This window comes from Slackia piriformis YIT 12062 (assembly GCF_000296445.1).
Taxonomy (GTDB): Bacteria; Actinomycetota; Coriobacteriia; order Coriobacteriales; family Eggerthellaceae; genus Slackia; species Slackia piriformis.
Genome location: NZ_JH815198.1, coordinates 768,109 through 780,746, shown reverse-complemented (window position 1 = coordinate 780,746; position 12,638 = coordinate 768,109). Strand labels below are relative to the sequence as shown.

The window sequence follows — 12,638 nt, the reverse complement described above, 5'->3', positions numbered from 1 at the left end:
ATGCAATCGTACAGTATTACTTTGGTTCGGTATGCGTAAAAATTAAACACAACGAACTCTTTATACACGAATGCCGGCCCCATGAGCCGGCATTCGCAATAATGCTGGAACTTTGTAATGTTCTCGTTACTCGACGTCGAGAACCTCACGCTTGCCATAATAGCCGCAATTGCCGCATACGCGATGAGGCAACTTCACCTCGCCGCACTGAGGGCAGGTGGAGCGAGCAGGGGTAGCGATAACGCTGTTAGCGCTACGGCGAGAATGAGTACGAGCACGACCAGTCTTTTGCTTAGGCACTGCCATGGTTTTCCATCTCCTTATCCCCTCGACCAACGTATTTGGTCGAAACGGTACATATCTATAAAATCAGACGAAACGAAATACTATCAAAGCCCTTGGCTCTTCGCAAGTCGCGAAGGCGAACCTGTCGAAAAAAATACTCCAACGCGAAGGGGCTTCGGAAGAAGCCGATGTGCACGCCGTGCGATTGCGCGTGAAAACCCTAATCGAACGAGATGCCTTTAAGGGCGGCGAATGGATTGTTCCTTCCCAAAGAAATCTCGTCCTGCTCGGAAGCACGGCATTCGCAGGGACCTTCGTTGAGGTTATGCCCGCATTGCGAACAAATACCCAGGCACTCTTCGTCGCAGAGCGGAACGAGCGGCAAATCGACCAGCACGGCCGCTCGCAGAAGCGACTCAAGATCGATGATGTGGGACTCAGGAAGGACGTCGAATTCATCTTCGTCCATATCCTCGGGCGCTTCGCCCTCCCCTTCTATAATGAAATAGCCTTCGACCTCGCCCTTAATGGGAATGACCACGTCCTCCAGGCAGCGGCCGCACGAAGTGGTCACTTCACCTTCGACGGTACCGCCGACAAGCAGGGCTCCGCCGACGTTGCTCACCAGAACATGGTATTCCATAGGTTGAGAGCACGTGTAGGCGTCGGGGCCGCAATCGAACGACCCCATGTCAAACACACCGTCAAACGAAGAACTCTCCGCAGGGGCGAAGAGTTCGGCGGGAACCTCGATGACAAGGCGCTCCATTATCGGCCGATACCTTGGTTGTTGAGGCGGTCGCGGCAACGGCGAACGCTCGTGATAAGCGTGTCGAGGCTCTGCTCGACGTGGCCGAAGACCTCGTCCGCGTAATCTTCCGCGCCGGCGCGGGTCTGACGCTCGAGCTCGCGGGCGTCGGCCATGATGGTATCCGCCTGCTGCTGGGCGATGCGAACGATCTCCTGCTCCGAAGCAATCGTCATAGCTTGGCTGCGCGCGTCCTCGATCAAACGAGCGCTCTCCGCTTCGGCGTCATCGATAAGGCTCTGACGCTCGCGCACGATCTGACGAGCCTGGGCGAATTCGCCCGGGAACGTATCGCGAATTTCATCCATGATTTCGAAAGCCGCCGCAATGTCGACCTGGCGAAGATTGCCCTTGCCAAACACCGGCTTGGAGTCCTCGAGAAGAATGGAGAGCTCCTCGATAAGTCCAAGAACTCCTGTTTCGTCCATTGTGTTGTCCCTTTCGTAATTGCTGCGTTTAAGCTGCGTTTTTCCACACGGGCTTGCGCCCGATCGCTGTTTTGAAGGCGAGCCGATGAGACGGACCGCGCATAATATCAAGATATTCTACCATGAATAGCCCGCGTCGATGCTTTCTCCATATGGGCATGCGGGGAAAGAGGCTTTCCTAGTTGTTGGCGAAGCGCTCACGCAGCGCCTGCTCCACGCAAGCGGGCACCAAATCGCCCACCTCGCCTTTGAAGTGGGCGATCTCTCGAACAATCGAGCTCGAGAGATACATATACTGCGGAGGAGACATGATAAACATTGTCTCTATGTTGCTGTCGAGGCGGTAGTTCGCCGCAGTCATCTGGAACTCGTATTCGAAGTCGGTAATGGCCCTCAAACCCTTGACAACGACGTTCGCGTTGATTTCTTCCGCGAAGTGAACGAGCAGATCGTTGAACGGCATAACCGTAACGTTGTCCATGCCTGCCGTAGCCTCGCGAGCGAAGGCGACACGTTCTTCGATGGAGAACAACGGGCCCTTCTTCGCCGAGTTGGCGACTCCCACCACGATTTCGTCGAACATCTGGGATGCGCGGCCTATAACATCAAGATGACCGTTGGTAATGGGATCGAACGTTCCCGGAACCAAGGCTTTCCTCATAGCTGATTTCCTCCTTGTGTTAGTTGAATTGCACGAGGTCTATGACCGTCGTCGCAAAGCGTTTGCTGGCAAGTATATCCATCTCTATGCCCCGCATGTCGAAAAACGCAACAAGATCGTCCTCGGCGGCGTGCTCGTAGCTGACCACGCATCCCTGCGCAAGCCGCCCGTGGTCTTTGAGCTTGAGAACAAGACCCACGACATCCTCGAACGAATAAGCGTAAGGGGGGTCGAGAAAAACGATATCGTACGAAACAGCTCCGATGACCGGAGGGTTTTTCATGATATCGGCACGAAAGACGCGCGCTTGGTCGGAAGATATCCCGAGCTTTCCTATGTTTTCCCGCAATGCGGCCAAAGCGTTGCGGTCGCGCTCGAAGAAATGGGCCGCGGCAGCGCCGCGGGAGATGCACTCGATTCCCAACGCCCCGCTACCGGCGAAAGCATCAAGCACATAAGCCCCGTCAAAGGACCCGCAAGCCGAAAGCAGCGTGCTCATCAGCGATTCTTTGACACGGTCGGTGGTAGGACGCGTGTTTGAACCCTTCGGGGCGGCCAGAGGCCTTCCTTTATACAAACCTGCGATAACTCGCATCATCATCCTTTCTCGACATGAAAGCCGCCTGCTCGGCGACCCATCGGTGCAGACGAAATTAGCGTCCGTCCGCATCCGAAGGAAACACGGCGGCAAGCTCGTGGCGAAGAACCGTAAGCTCCTCGGGGGCAATCCCCGGATCGTCCGACACAATCTTGAGCGCATCGGCATGCGCAGCCTCGACAACGGCGCGATCGCGCACGATGTTGACGAGCTTGAGCGAAGAGGCCCCGTGCTGTCTATTCCCGAGGATATCGCCCTCGCGACGAAACGACAGGTCGAATTCCGCAAGCTCGAAGCCGTCTTCGGTACGCTCCATCGCCGAAAGGCGCTCCATGGCCTCAGCGTCGGAAGACGATGCCACCAAAAACGCCTGGCCGGGCTTCTCGCCGCGGCCGATGCGCCCTCGGAGCTGATGAAGCTGCGCAAGGCCAAAGCGGTCGGCATCCTCGACGATCATAACCGTGGCGTTTGCGACGTCCACGCCCACTTCGATGACGGTGGTGCTGACCAGCACATCGATATCCCCCGCCCTGAACCGCTCCATGACTTCGCGTTTTTCCGCGGGCTTCATTCGTCCGTGCAAAAGACCGACGGTGTATTCAGAAAAGGTTTTGGCCTGCAAAAACGCAGCCTCCGCCTCAGCTGCTTTCGGGTTGTCGTCGAGCATGTCGTAGTCGGAGTCGATGTAAGGCTCAAGCTCCTGCCCTTCGAAAGGCTCGGAATGACCCCCGCGGAAATGGGAAGGTCGCACGGCCTCCTGCGGGCGTTTCTTGCCAACCAGCGGGCAAACCACATACGCCTGCTCTCCCCGCCTGCACGCCTCAAGAGCCGCATCGTAGGCAACGCCTCGCTGTCTGAACCCCACGACGCTTGTCGTGCGGCCAGCCGCACCTCCCGGTTTCTGACGCACGTAGGAAAGCGCTGTGGCCCCGTAAAGCGCCAAAGCGAGAGAGCGAGGAATAGGCGTTGCCGTGAGCGAGAGGTAATCGGGATTGAGTCCTTTCGCGCGAAGCGCGTCTCGCTGCCCGACGCCGAAACGCTGTTCCTCGTCGATGACGACCAGCGTGCAGGACTTGCAGACGACATCGCTCTCGAGCAAGGCGTGCGTTCCGAACAGGACGCACAAATCACCTGAAGCCAGAAGCGCAAGAAGCCTCTGACGCTCTTCACGCGGAGTGGAGGCGCACAGCAACCCCCAGGAAATGCCCGACTGGTCAAGCAGCGGCCCCAAAGAGGAAGCGTACTGCTGGGCGAGCACTTCGGTCGGGCCCATCATCAAAGCCTGGGTTCCCGAGTCGGCGACGATGGCGAGCGCGAAGGCGGCAACGATGGTCTTTCCCGTGCCGACATCGCCCAACACCATGCGGTCCATAGGACGCTGGGCCGCCATGTCGCAGCCGATATCCTCTATCGCGCACAGCTGGTCGTCCGTGGGCTCGAACGGAAGGGCGGCAAAAAGGCGATCGAAGCACGGACCTCCCGGCATGTGGGCGCAGGAAGGCTTGCCCGACACGCGCTCTTTCTGCTCGCGCATCAGGTGCAGCTCGAGCATCAGGATCTCTTCGTAGACCAGCCTTCTTCGAGCCTGGCGAAGCTCTTCATTCGACCGGGGGAAATGGATGGCTCTTGCCGCATTCGTTCGAGACATAAGCCTGTAGCGGCTGCGAAGCTTCAAGGGCAGAGGATCGTGTTCGCCGGCGGTTGCCGAAAGGGCATTCAGAATCAGACGGCGAATCTGGCCCGCAGGAAGTTTCTCGGAAGCAGCGTGCACGGCAACGATGCGCCCGAAATCAACCGAGTCGCCCTCGTCGAGACGGTCCAAAAACGGCATGGTCATGCGCTTGAAGCCGTAATTGAACTCCACGACGCCTGCGACGCTTACTCTCATGCCGGGAGAAAGAGTCTTCGCAAGCCACGCTTGGCGAAAGAACGTCGCGATAAGCGTGGAGGTTCCGTCCACAAGAGTCACTTCGACAAGATCGAACTTCGGCTTGGGATGCTTGAGCTTGACCTCGTGGACCTGGGCGACAATCGTGGCCGGCTTGCCGATGACGGCATCGGCAATCGTGGCAAGGGCGGACATGTCTATATAGCGGCGAGGGTAATGGCGAAGCATGTCACGCACGCTTTGTATGCCCATATGAGATAAAGCCGCCGCTCGGGCGGAACTGACCCCTGCAATGGAGCTTGCAGGGGATTCCAGCCTTAAAGCGGCGGCAAGTCTGTCGATCATAGCGGGAAAGACGGCGTCTTATTCGAGCGAGAACACGACCGGGTACAAGGCCTGTTCGCCGCGATGGGGGTCGATCTCGATGTCTTCGTAGGCCTCTTCGATTCGGGCGACGAGAGCATCGAGCTCTTCGTCGGACATCTGCTCGCCCGCCAGGATGGTCATGGTGTCTGCATCGTCGGCGTCCATGGCCTCGAGCAAAGACATCACGACAGAAGCAACGTCGGAACCGACGCTTTCGATGGAGCCGTCGGCGATGCCGATGATGTCTCCGTCTTTGATCGGGTTGCCATGAGCGTCTTTTGCATCCTTGATCGCCTGGGTAACCTCGCCGGTCTTCACGTCAGCGAACGCCTCCGTCATGGATTCGACGTTGGACTCGAGATCGGCCTCGGGATCGAACCCGAAAAGCGCCGAGAACGCCTGAGGAACGCTCTTGGTGGCCACGACGGCGCAGGGTTTCTCCGAAACGTCTACGCATGCCTGGGATGCCATGATGATGTTCTTGTTGTTGGGAAGGATCAAGACCGCGTCTGCGTTGACCTTGTTGACAGCCGCAAGAATGTCCGCCGTGGACGGGTTCATGGTCTGCCCGCCCGAAACAACCACGTCGACGCCGAGGGACTCGAGAATCTTGGCGTTGCCGGAGCCGGGGGCGACAGCCACGATGCCGAGGGGCTTGCGCGCCTCTTCCTTTTCATGCTCAAGCTTTTCGGTGCGCTCTTCGCTCTGGAGCTGCATGTTGTGGATGTGGACCTCGGAAATCTGGGAATCATGGGTCAAAAACCATGCCAGAACCTGGTCGGGGCGGTTGGAGTGCACATGCACCTTGAAGTTCGGGTGCATGCCGACCATAAGGTCGCAATCGCCCATGGTGGGAAGGAACTCCTTCGCCGCGTCAACATCGACCGAATCGGAATGAACGAGGAACTCGGTGCAGTAACGGTAGGCGGAACCCTCCCAGTCGTTGATCTGCTCGATCTGGACCTTCGGAGCGGGACGGGCGAACGACATAGCATCGCCCACGAAGCCGTCTTTACCGGTAATGGAGGCGGCAAAGGCATCGATCAGGATGGCAAGGCCGAAACCGCCCGCATCCACGACGTTGTTCTCCTTCAGGACGGGAAGGAAGTCCGGCGTGCGCTGGACGGAAGCATACGCCTCCGCGACAACCGCATCGAGTGCCTCTTCGAGGGAAAGCTTCTTCTTGCGCGCTTTCTTGGCAGCGGCGGCCGCATCCTCGACCACCGTGAGAATCGTGCCTTTGACGGGCTTGCGTACGGCCTGGAAGGAGACTTCCACTGCACGAGCGAAGCACGAATCGAGCGCAACGGTATCGAAGACGTCGTGTCCCTCGTAGCCTTCGCACAGTCCACGAAGAATCTGAGAGGTAATGACGCCGGAGTTGCCGCGTGCGCCCATGAGAGCGCCCGTCGTTATTGCCTTGCGAATCTCGGCGTTGGACGCGCCGATGGAAAGCTTGGCAAGATTGTCCACCACCATCTGCATGGTGAGCGACATGTTCGTTCCCGTGTCTCCATCGGGAACAGGGAACACATTGAGGCGGTTGACCTCCTCTTTGCGCTCAGACAGAGCGTTGGTGGCGGCAGCTACCGCGTTGAGGACGTCGTTGGTCGTAGGATTACTCATGAGTATGTATATCTCCTTGGAAAGCCAAAGTTACTTTCGGACTTTGATGCCCTGGACATGAACGGCAACGCCTTCGACGGGAACCTGGGCGTGCTCGGTCAGTTCGTAGGTAACGTTGTCGATGAGGTTCTGAGACACGGCGTTGATGTTGGTGCCGTACTCCACGATGACGTACATGTCGACGTGGATGCCTGCCTCCTTGCCCGTCACGACGATGCCGCGACGAAGGCGGTTGGCGGGCAGGATGTTCGCGAAGCCGTCCGAGGCAGTGGGAGAAGCCATGCCGACGATGCCGTAGCAGCCCAGAGCGGCATTGCCGGCAAGATCGGCGAGAACGTCATTCGAGACATGGAGATTTCCGGAAACCTGCTGCGTCATGAATCCATTCCTTTCTCACGACTGCATTAGCAACCGTAAAGTATAGCCCTCATTGCGGGAAATGCGCTCGAAACGAAGGCGTAAAAGGCCTCCCTGTTCAAATGAACACAAAAAAGCCCGCATAAGCGGGCTTTCGGCTCATGGTAAAGACTATGCGCGGGTAACCTTGCCAGCCTTCATGCACCTGGTGCATACGTTCTTCTTGCAGACTTTGCCGTTCTTCTCGACGACGGTGATCTTCTGGATGTTCGGGCGGAACATACGATTGGTCACACGATGAGAGTGGCTGATGGAACGACCCGCAACAGGAGCCTTACCGCAAATTTCGCAAACCTTCGACATAATTCTTCACTCCATTACTATCAGATGTTATTTATCTGGGTGTAAGCATAAAGCCCGACTACTATATCATGCGATTTTGGCTATGACAAGAAAGTTTTTCTAACCTGCATAACGCTTATCGATGACCATAAGCCTTCCGCAGTGCGGACAGAACGAGAGCGGGTAGTCCATACGAAGCGAAAGAACCCTACTCTGGTCGAACGAGGTGCGACAGGTATTGCATGCGCCCTCGTTCAGATGGGCCAAGGCAACACCCTGCTTCGCCTTGGCGATGCGATTGTAATGGCCCATGATCTGCTCACCAATCGCGTCGGCGAGCGCTTCGCGCTCCTCCTTCAAGGACGCAACCTTGGCGAGGAGCTTGCCTCCCTCCTCTCGATACGAGACAATGAGATCCTTTTCCTGCTCGGAAAGACGAGCGAGCATCGTCTCGACCTGAGGCTCGAGAGACGAAATCTCCAGAATCTGCGTCTCTGTCGAGGAAATGCGCCCGCGAAGCGCCTCCAGGTCTTCGGCGTAGGTCGAAAGAGCCTCGCTGCTCGAAGAAACCTCTTTATAATCGGATGATGCGGCATTGATACGCTGCTGGGCTTCGTCCTGCCTTTTCACAAGATTCCTCTCCTCTTCGAGAAGAGATTCGAGATTCAGTTCGAGGTCTTTACGGCCGCCGATAAGAGCACGCTGCTTGCGCTGGATGGCGGACTGCTTCTCTTTCAGAGCGGCAAGGGTCTGCTTTTGAGGCAAGTCGTCCACCTGGCGCTCAATGTGCGCGATGGTCAAGTCGGTATGCTGGAGCCTGATCAGGCTCATAATCTGTTCGGACGTCGCTTGCACGCTTACACCCTCCTGCTCTCCGGATGATTCCAATTGCCGTCTTGAGAAAGCGGCACGATATTTTCTCGAGAAACGCCAAGCCTTGCAACGGCCTCTGACAAAACCGCCACAAACGGCAGCTCGGAAACGTCGTGCCCGAGCTCGATGATGCAAAGACCGCGCTGTGATGCATCGAGGGCCGCATGGTATTTCACTTCCCCGCATACCAGCACGTCTATCCCGCGCGCAAGGCAAAGCTCGCAGGCATCTCCCGCCGATCCCGTCCATGTTGCGATGCGGCATGCTTCTTTGTCCATATTGCCCCAGACCCGGGGAGCACGGCCGAAGACCGATGTACAGCGAAGCGCGAGGTTTCGAAGCGTCATGGGCGCGTCTTTCCGGGAAAGGACGCATACTTGTCCGTAGCCCCGCTCTCCATCGTAGGAAAGCGGCTCGAGAACCCCCACCCTGTCAAGCCCGAGAAGCCCGGGAAGCATGCGCTGCGCCTGGGCGCTCACATCAAGCGTTGTGTGGTAGTTCACCAAGGCTACGCCGCTGCGAACAGCCTCGAAAACAAGAGCGCCGCCCACCGATGCCCCGGAAGAAACGGGGGCGATACAAGAAGGCGCTTCGAGAAAGGCAGGATGATGCGTCAAAAGAACATTCGCCCCGTAATGCCTAGCCTGCTCAAGAGCCTCAAGAGTGGGATCGAGCGCGACGGCCACCCCGGACAAAGGCCATGAGGCGTCTCCCGCCAAAAGCCCGGTTCTATCCCACGACTCCGCATCCGAAGCGGGAAACATGCGCGACAAAGACGCCACAAGATCGCCCACCGTTTCGGGGAAATCGTCAGGGGTGTGCGCTAGAGGACCGCGATCGAAGGCGCGCAGGCCGTTTTCTCGCACGTCGGCCTCGTAGGTTCCTTCGACGGGTTGCTCATGTTCGAAATCCATGGAATCACGCTCCTTCTTTCGTATGCAGCGCAGCAACGCCCGCTACAGATCCAGGTAGCTCACGTCTCCCCCGATACGGGGAACAGCGACACAGCGATAGCCCGCATGGCGCATGTAGTCATACGCCTCGCGCACATCGCGAGCGATATGCGCAGCTTGATGCGCATCCGTGCCCACCGTGCAATCGACCCCGGCCCGCGCGAACACCTCGAGCATCTCAGGCGAAGGATAATACTGGGCGCACGGCGCGTATTTGCCCGAAGTGTTGACCTCGATCATTCGATTTCCTTCGCGAGCCGCTTCGGCCATGCGCTCGTAATGGGGAAGCAGGTCGAAAGACGGATAGAATCCGAATTTCTTCACCACGTCGGGATGCGACATGACCGTGAACGGCATCGAGCTTGCGGCGGCGTCGCACCACAAATCGATGTAGCGCCTCCATACGTCGTCGACGCCCACCTCTCCCCAGCGCTCCTTCGTGCGGGTGCTGTTGATGAGCCAGCCATCGACGAAATGCACCGAGCCCAAAACGATGTCGAAGCGGTCGAAGTCCTCGGCGGAAAGATTTCTGTCTTCATCGTCGCCGAGCCAATCGAGCTCGCAACCCAGCAGAATTTCCATTTCAGGATGCCGGTCGCGCTCTTCCAAAACGGCCTGGCAATACGGCTCGAGCCGTTCGAGGGGCATGCTTGCATGCTTGAACGGATCGAAGCGCTCGTTTACCGGATAATGCTCGGTCGCGGCCATCACGCGCACACCGGCGCGCGAGGCGGCATCCACCATCGCGTCCAAAGGGTCTTTCGCATGGCCGCAGAAGGTGGAATGGGTATGCAGGGTGATAAGGTCCGTCATGACACCACCTCCTTGAACGCCTCGACAAACGATGCCACGTCGGCTTCGTCCGTTATCTCCCCGAACGATATACGCAAGGAGCCCTGGGCAAGGTTGCGCTTCACGCCGAGAGCCGAAAGCACATGGGAGGGATCGAGCGAGTTGGAAGAACACGCCGACCCACCCGAAACGCAGAAGCCGCGCAGGTCGAGCTGCAAAATCATGGTCTGGCTCTCCATACCCGAAACGCAGACATTGACGATGTGCGGCGCGAATTCGCCCGATTCAAGCCGAACGGTCGCAGACACCTTCGGCAAGGAGCAAAGCTCCTGGTAGAGGGAGTCGCGAAGCTTCGTCGCACGTTCGGCGAACGCGGGCTGCAACGCCACGGCATGCTCGACGGCCGCGGCGCACCCCAAGATGCCGGCAATGTTTTGAGTTCCGCTCCTCATGCCGCGCTCCTGGCCACCGCCCGTCATATACGCAACGAACGGAGTGCGCGTCTTCAGATACATTATGCCGACGCCTTGCGGGCCGCCCACCTTGTGCGAGGAAAACGATGCGGCATCCACGCCGAGCGCCCCCACGTCGAAGGGAATCTTTCCCAGCGCCTGCACGGCATCTACGTGGAAGAGCGCCCCGTGCCGATGGGCCGTCTTGGCAAGGGCGGCAGTGTCGAGAACGGTTCCTACTTCGTTGTTGACCGCCATGATGCTTACGAGCACCGTGTCTTCGCGCATAACGCGCTCTAGCGCCTCCACGCCGATATGGCCCGATGCGTCGTTATCGACGAAATCGACCTCGAAGCCAAGCCTTTTCAGCATGGCTGCGCTGTGAAGGACGGCGTGATGCTCTATGCGCGACATGACCACACGCCCCAAAGCGGCGTTTCCACGCAGGCGCCTGCGATCGCGCTCCGCTAGAGCCATGCCTATGATGGCGGCGTTGTCCGCCTCGGTCGCCCCCGAGGTGAACACGATTTCGTCGGGACGTTGAGCCCCGAGCGCCCGGGCGACACGCACACGCGCGTCCTCAAGCTCCGAAAAGGCCTCGCGCCCGATGGAATGCAGCGAATTCGCGTTGCCGAACGCGCCGTCGGGAGCCGCCTTCATGTAAGGGGCCATAGCTTCTGCGGCCGCGTCGCACAAAGGAGTGGTGGCCGCGTTGTCCAGGTAAATGTAAGTACGATTCGAGCCGAACAGCATAGGTTACGCCTGAGCCTCTTGCGCAACCTTCGTCATGGCGGCAATAGCCGCCGCGCGGTCTTCGGCGCCGAAAACGGCACTTCCCGCAACGAACACGTCACATCCGCTTGCCGCAACCGCACGCGTCGGGTCGTTGGCGCCAAGGCCACCGTCGACTTCGATAAGGGGCGAAACGCCCGCTGCACGCGCCATCTCAACGACGCGTGCAACCTTGTCCTCGGTACCTTCTATGTATTTCTGCCCAGAGAACCCCGGATACACGCTCATGGCCAAGACCATGTCGAGCTTGCCGATGTAGGGCTTAAGAACGTCAACGTCCATATCGGGCTTTAAGGCGATGCAGGCCTTGGAGCCGGCTTCATGAATCATGTCGATCGCGCGGTCGAATTCGCCCGCGGATTCATCGAGGGCCTCGGCATGAACGGTCACGATATCAGGCTTGCACTCGAGGAACCACGGAAGCTGGTACAGCGGGTTGGAAATCATCAAGTGCACGTCGAGCGGAAGGTCGGTGATGCGCTTGAGCTGCTTGACGAAGGGAACGCCCAACGTGAGGTTCGGGACGAAATGACCATCCATGACGTCCACATGAACGAAGCTTGCTCCGCCTTGCTCGATCACGCGAATATCGCGCTCCATGTTCATGAAGTCGGCCGACAAAATGGACGGGGCTATTTTAGGGCTGGTAAACATGGGACTGCCTTTCGTGCGTACGCAATACGGTGTCATTGAACACGTCAGATTCTAACGCATGCATGCACACGGAGGGAGTTCGCGCGAAACCTCGTAGGAATTCGGGACGAAACCGCCAAAATCCGACTTCGAAGCCGGCAAGCACGGCGCTACGACGAAGGCGTACTATAATCAGGAGCAAGCGCTACGCAGAGCGCGCGCACGCGGTCGAGAGGCCGCGATGCGAAACGCCGAGCCGCGAAAGGACCGCCATGAATCATTTCGTCTACCCCATGCCGCTCGGACGCCTCACTATCGCCGCACACGAAAAAGGCATCGTCTCCATTCATTTCGGAGACGTCGAACTGGACATGCCTCGCAAACCAAGCACCCTTACCAACAAGACCGCAACTCAAATCCAGGAGTACTTCGCCGGCAAAAGACGCGAATTCGACCTGCCCCTCGACCCGAAAGGAACCGATTTCCAGCTCACGGTATGGAAGGCGCTGCAAACGGTTCCTTACGGCGAAACAAGAACATACGCCCAGATAGCGGAAGCAATCGGAAAACCGCACGCGTACAGGGCCGTGGGCATGGCCAATAACAAAAACCCCATCCCTATCCTCATCCCCTGCCACCGCGTCATAGGGGCGAACAACGCCTTGGTTGGCTATGCCGCAGGCGTCAAAATCAAACGCTATCTTCTGGGACTCGAGGGCGTGGACACGTCGAAGATGAGGTGACGGGCTCAAGCAAGCACAGCCCCTCTCCTGCTGAAGGAATT

The 12,638-nt window shown here is 58.3% G+C and carries 15 protein-coding genes; 1 reads left to right on the top strand and 14 read right to left on the bottom strand.

The features are described from left to right. Positions 1-126: 126 nt before the first annotated feature. From rpmF to rpe, 14 genes are all read right to left on the bottom strand, one after another. Complete coding sequence (gene rpmF, locus HMPREF9451_RS09630; RefSeq protein WP_009138922.1) at positions 127-306, bottom strand: 50S ribosomal protein L32; 180 nt, start codon at positions 304-306, stop codon at positions 127-129. A gap of 199 nt (positions 307-505) precedes the next feature. Next, on the bottom strand, positions 506-1,054 hold the full coding sequence (locus HMPREF9451_RS03450) for a YceD family protein (protein ID WP_009138921.1): 549 nt from the start codon (positions 1,052-1,054) through the stop codon (positions 506-508). After that, on the bottom strand, positions 1,054-1,521 hold the full coding sequence (locus tag HMPREF9451_RS03445; protein ID WP_009138920.1) for an ATP synthase subunit B family protein: 468 nt from the start codon (positions 1,519-1,521) through the stop codon (positions 1,054-1,056). Before HMPREF9451_RS03445 ends, HMPREF9451_RS03450 begins: the two co-directional genes overlap by 1 nt. A 178-nt stretch (positions 1,522-1,699) precedes the next feature. Beyond that, positions 1,700-2,182, bottom strand: a complete 483-nt coding sequence (gene coaD, locus HMPREF9451_RS03440) for a pantetheine-phosphate adenylyltransferase (protein ID WP_009138919.1) — start codon at positions 2,180-2,182, stop codon at positions 1,700-1,702. 19 nt (positions 2,183-2,201) lie between these two features. Then, positions 2,202-2,780: a 16S rRNA (guanine(966)-N(2))-methyltransferase RsmD gene (gene rsmD / locus HMPREF9451_RS03435; RefSeq protein ID WP_262361687.1), complete on the bottom strand. Its 579-nt coding sequence runs from the start codon at positions 2,778-2,780 to the stop codon at positions 2,202-2,204. A 55-nt stretch (positions 2,781-2,835) separates the two neighbouring features. Further along, the gene (locus tag HMPREF9451_RS03430) at positions 2,836-5,013 is read right to left on the bottom strand and encodes an ATP-dependent DNA helicase RecG (RefSeq protein WP_040626002.1); all 2,178 of its coding nucleotides are present in this window, start codon (positions 5,011-5,013) and stop codon (positions 2,836-2,838) included. A gap of 18 nt (positions 5,014-5,031) precedes the next feature. Further along, entirely contained in the window at positions 5,032-6,660 is a 1,629-nt protein-coding gene (locus HMPREF9451_RS03425; protein ID WP_009138916.1) for a DAK2 domain-containing protein, read from the bottom strand. Between the two features lie 30 nt (positions 6,661-6,690). Beyond that, positions 6,691-7,038, bottom strand: a complete 348-nt coding sequence (locus tag HMPREF9451_RS03420) for an Asp23/Gls24 family envelope stress response protein (protein WP_009138915.1) — start codon at positions 7,036-7,038, stop codon at positions 6,691-6,693. Between the two features lie 150 nt (positions 7,039-7,188). After that, positions 7,189-7,380, bottom strand: a complete 192-nt coding sequence (gene rpmB, locus HMPREF9451_RS03415) for a 50S ribosomal protein L28 (RefSeq protein WP_009138914.1) — start codon at positions 7,378-7,380, stop codon at positions 7,189-7,191. A gap of 99 nt (positions 7,381-7,479) precedes the next feature. Continuing rightward, positions 7,480-8,214, bottom strand: coding sequence for a zinc ribbon domain-containing protein (locus HMPREF9451_RS03410; protein ID WP_009138913.1), 735 nt, complete (start codon positions 8,212-8,214; stop codon positions 7,480-7,482). A 2-nt stretch (positions 8,215-8,216) separates the two neighbouring features. After that, positions 8,217-9,146, bottom strand: a complete 930-nt coding sequence (locus tag HMPREF9451_RS03405) for a Nif3-like dinuclear metal center hexameric protein (protein WP_009138912.1) — start codon at positions 9,144-9,146, stop codon at positions 8,217-8,219. A 42-nt stretch (positions 9,147-9,188) separates the two neighbouring features. Next, positions 9,189-9,998, bottom strand: a complete 810-nt coding sequence (locus HMPREF9451_RS03400) for a histidinol-phosphatase (RefSeq protein WP_009138911.1) — start codon at positions 9,996-9,998, stop codon at positions 9,189-9,191. Continuing rightward, positions 9,995-11,182: a cysteine desulfurase family protein gene (locus HMPREF9451_RS03395; RefSeq protein WP_009138910.1), complete on the bottom strand. Its 1,188-nt coding sequence runs from the start codon at positions 11,180-11,182 to the stop codon at positions 9,995-9,997. The genes HMPREF9451_RS03400 and HMPREF9451_RS03395 overlap by 4 nt, the downstream gene beginning before the upstream one ends. A gap of 3 nt (positions 11,183-11,185) precedes the next feature. After that, positions 11,186-11,875, bottom strand: coding sequence for a ribulose-phosphate 3-epimerase (gene rpe, locus HMPREF9451_RS03390; RefSeq protein WP_009138909.1), 690 nt, complete (start codon positions 11,873-11,875; stop codon positions 11,186-11,188). A 251-nt stretch (positions 11,876-12,126) separates the two neighbouring features. Here rpe and HMPREF9451_RS03385 point away from each other — a divergent pair, with 251 nt between their 5' ends. Further along, on the top strand, positions 12,127-12,597 hold the full coding sequence (locus HMPREF9451_RS03385; protein ID WP_009138908.1) for a methylated-DNA--[protein]-cysteine S-methyltransferase: 471 nt from the start codon (positions 12,127-12,129) through the stop codon (positions 12,595-12,597). The last annotated feature ends 41 nt before the right edge of the window (positions 12,598-12,638 follow it).

Excerpts from the sequence above, each read along its gene's own strand:
- rsmD (WP_262361687.1), bottom strand. The coding sequence starts at position 2,780 with ATGATGCGAGTTATCGCAGGTTTGTATAAAGGAAGGCCTCTGGCCGCC.
- HMPREF9451_RS03420 (WP_009138915.1), bottom strand. The coding sequence starts at position 7,038 with ATGACGCAGCAGGTTTCCGGAAATCTCCATGTCTCGAATGACGTTCTC.
- HMPREF9451_RS03425 (WP_009138916.1), bottom strand. The coding sequence starts at position 6,660 with ATGAGTAATCCTACGACCAACGACGTCCTCAACGCGGTAGCTGCCGCC.
- HMPREF9451_RS03445 (WP_009138920.1), bottom strand. The coding sequence starts at position 1,521 with ATGGACGAAACAGGAGTTCTTGGACTTATCGAGGAGCTCTCCATTCTT.
- coaD (WP_009138919.1), bottom strand. The coding sequence starts at position 2,182 with ATGAGGAAAGCCTTGGTTCCGGGAACGTTCGATCCCATTACCAACGGT.
- rpmF (WP_009138922.1), bottom strand. The coding sequence starts at position 306 with ATGGCAGTGCCTAAGCAAAAGACTGGTCGTGCTCGTACTCATTCTCGC.
- HMPREF9451_RS03405 (WP_009138912.1), bottom strand. The coding sequence starts at position 9,146 with ATGGATTTCGAACATGAGCAACCCGTCGAAGGAACCTACGAGGCCGAC.
- HMPREF9451_RS03430 (WP_040626002.1), bottom strand. The coding sequence starts at position 5,013 with ATGATCGACAGACTTGCCGCCGCTTTAAGGCTGGAATCCCCTGCAAGC.
- HMPREF9451_RS03385 (WP_009138908.1), top strand. The coding sequence starts at position 12,127 with ATGAATCATTTCGTCTACCCCATGCCGCTCGGACGCCTCACTATCGCC.
- HMPREF9451_RS03450 (WP_009138921.1), bottom strand. The coding sequence starts at position 1,054 with ATGGAGCGCCTTGTCATCGAGGTTCCCGCCGAACTCTTCGCCCCTGCG.
- rpe (WP_009138909.1), bottom strand. The coding sequence starts at position 11,875 with ATGTTTACCAGCCCTAAAATAGCCCCGTCCATTTTGTCGGCCGACTTC.
- HMPREF9451_RS03395 (WP_009138910.1), bottom strand. The coding sequence starts at position 11,182 with ATGCTGTTCGGCTCGAATCGTACTTACATTTACCTGGACAACGCGGCC.
- rpmB (WP_009138914.1), bottom strand. The coding sequence starts at position 7,380 with ATGTCGAAGGTTTGCGAAATTTGCGGTAAGGCTCCTGTTGCGGGTCGT.
- HMPREF9451_RS03400 (WP_009138911.1), bottom strand. The coding sequence starts at position 9,998 with ATGACGGACCTTATCACCCTGCATACCCATTCCACCTTCTGCGGCCAT.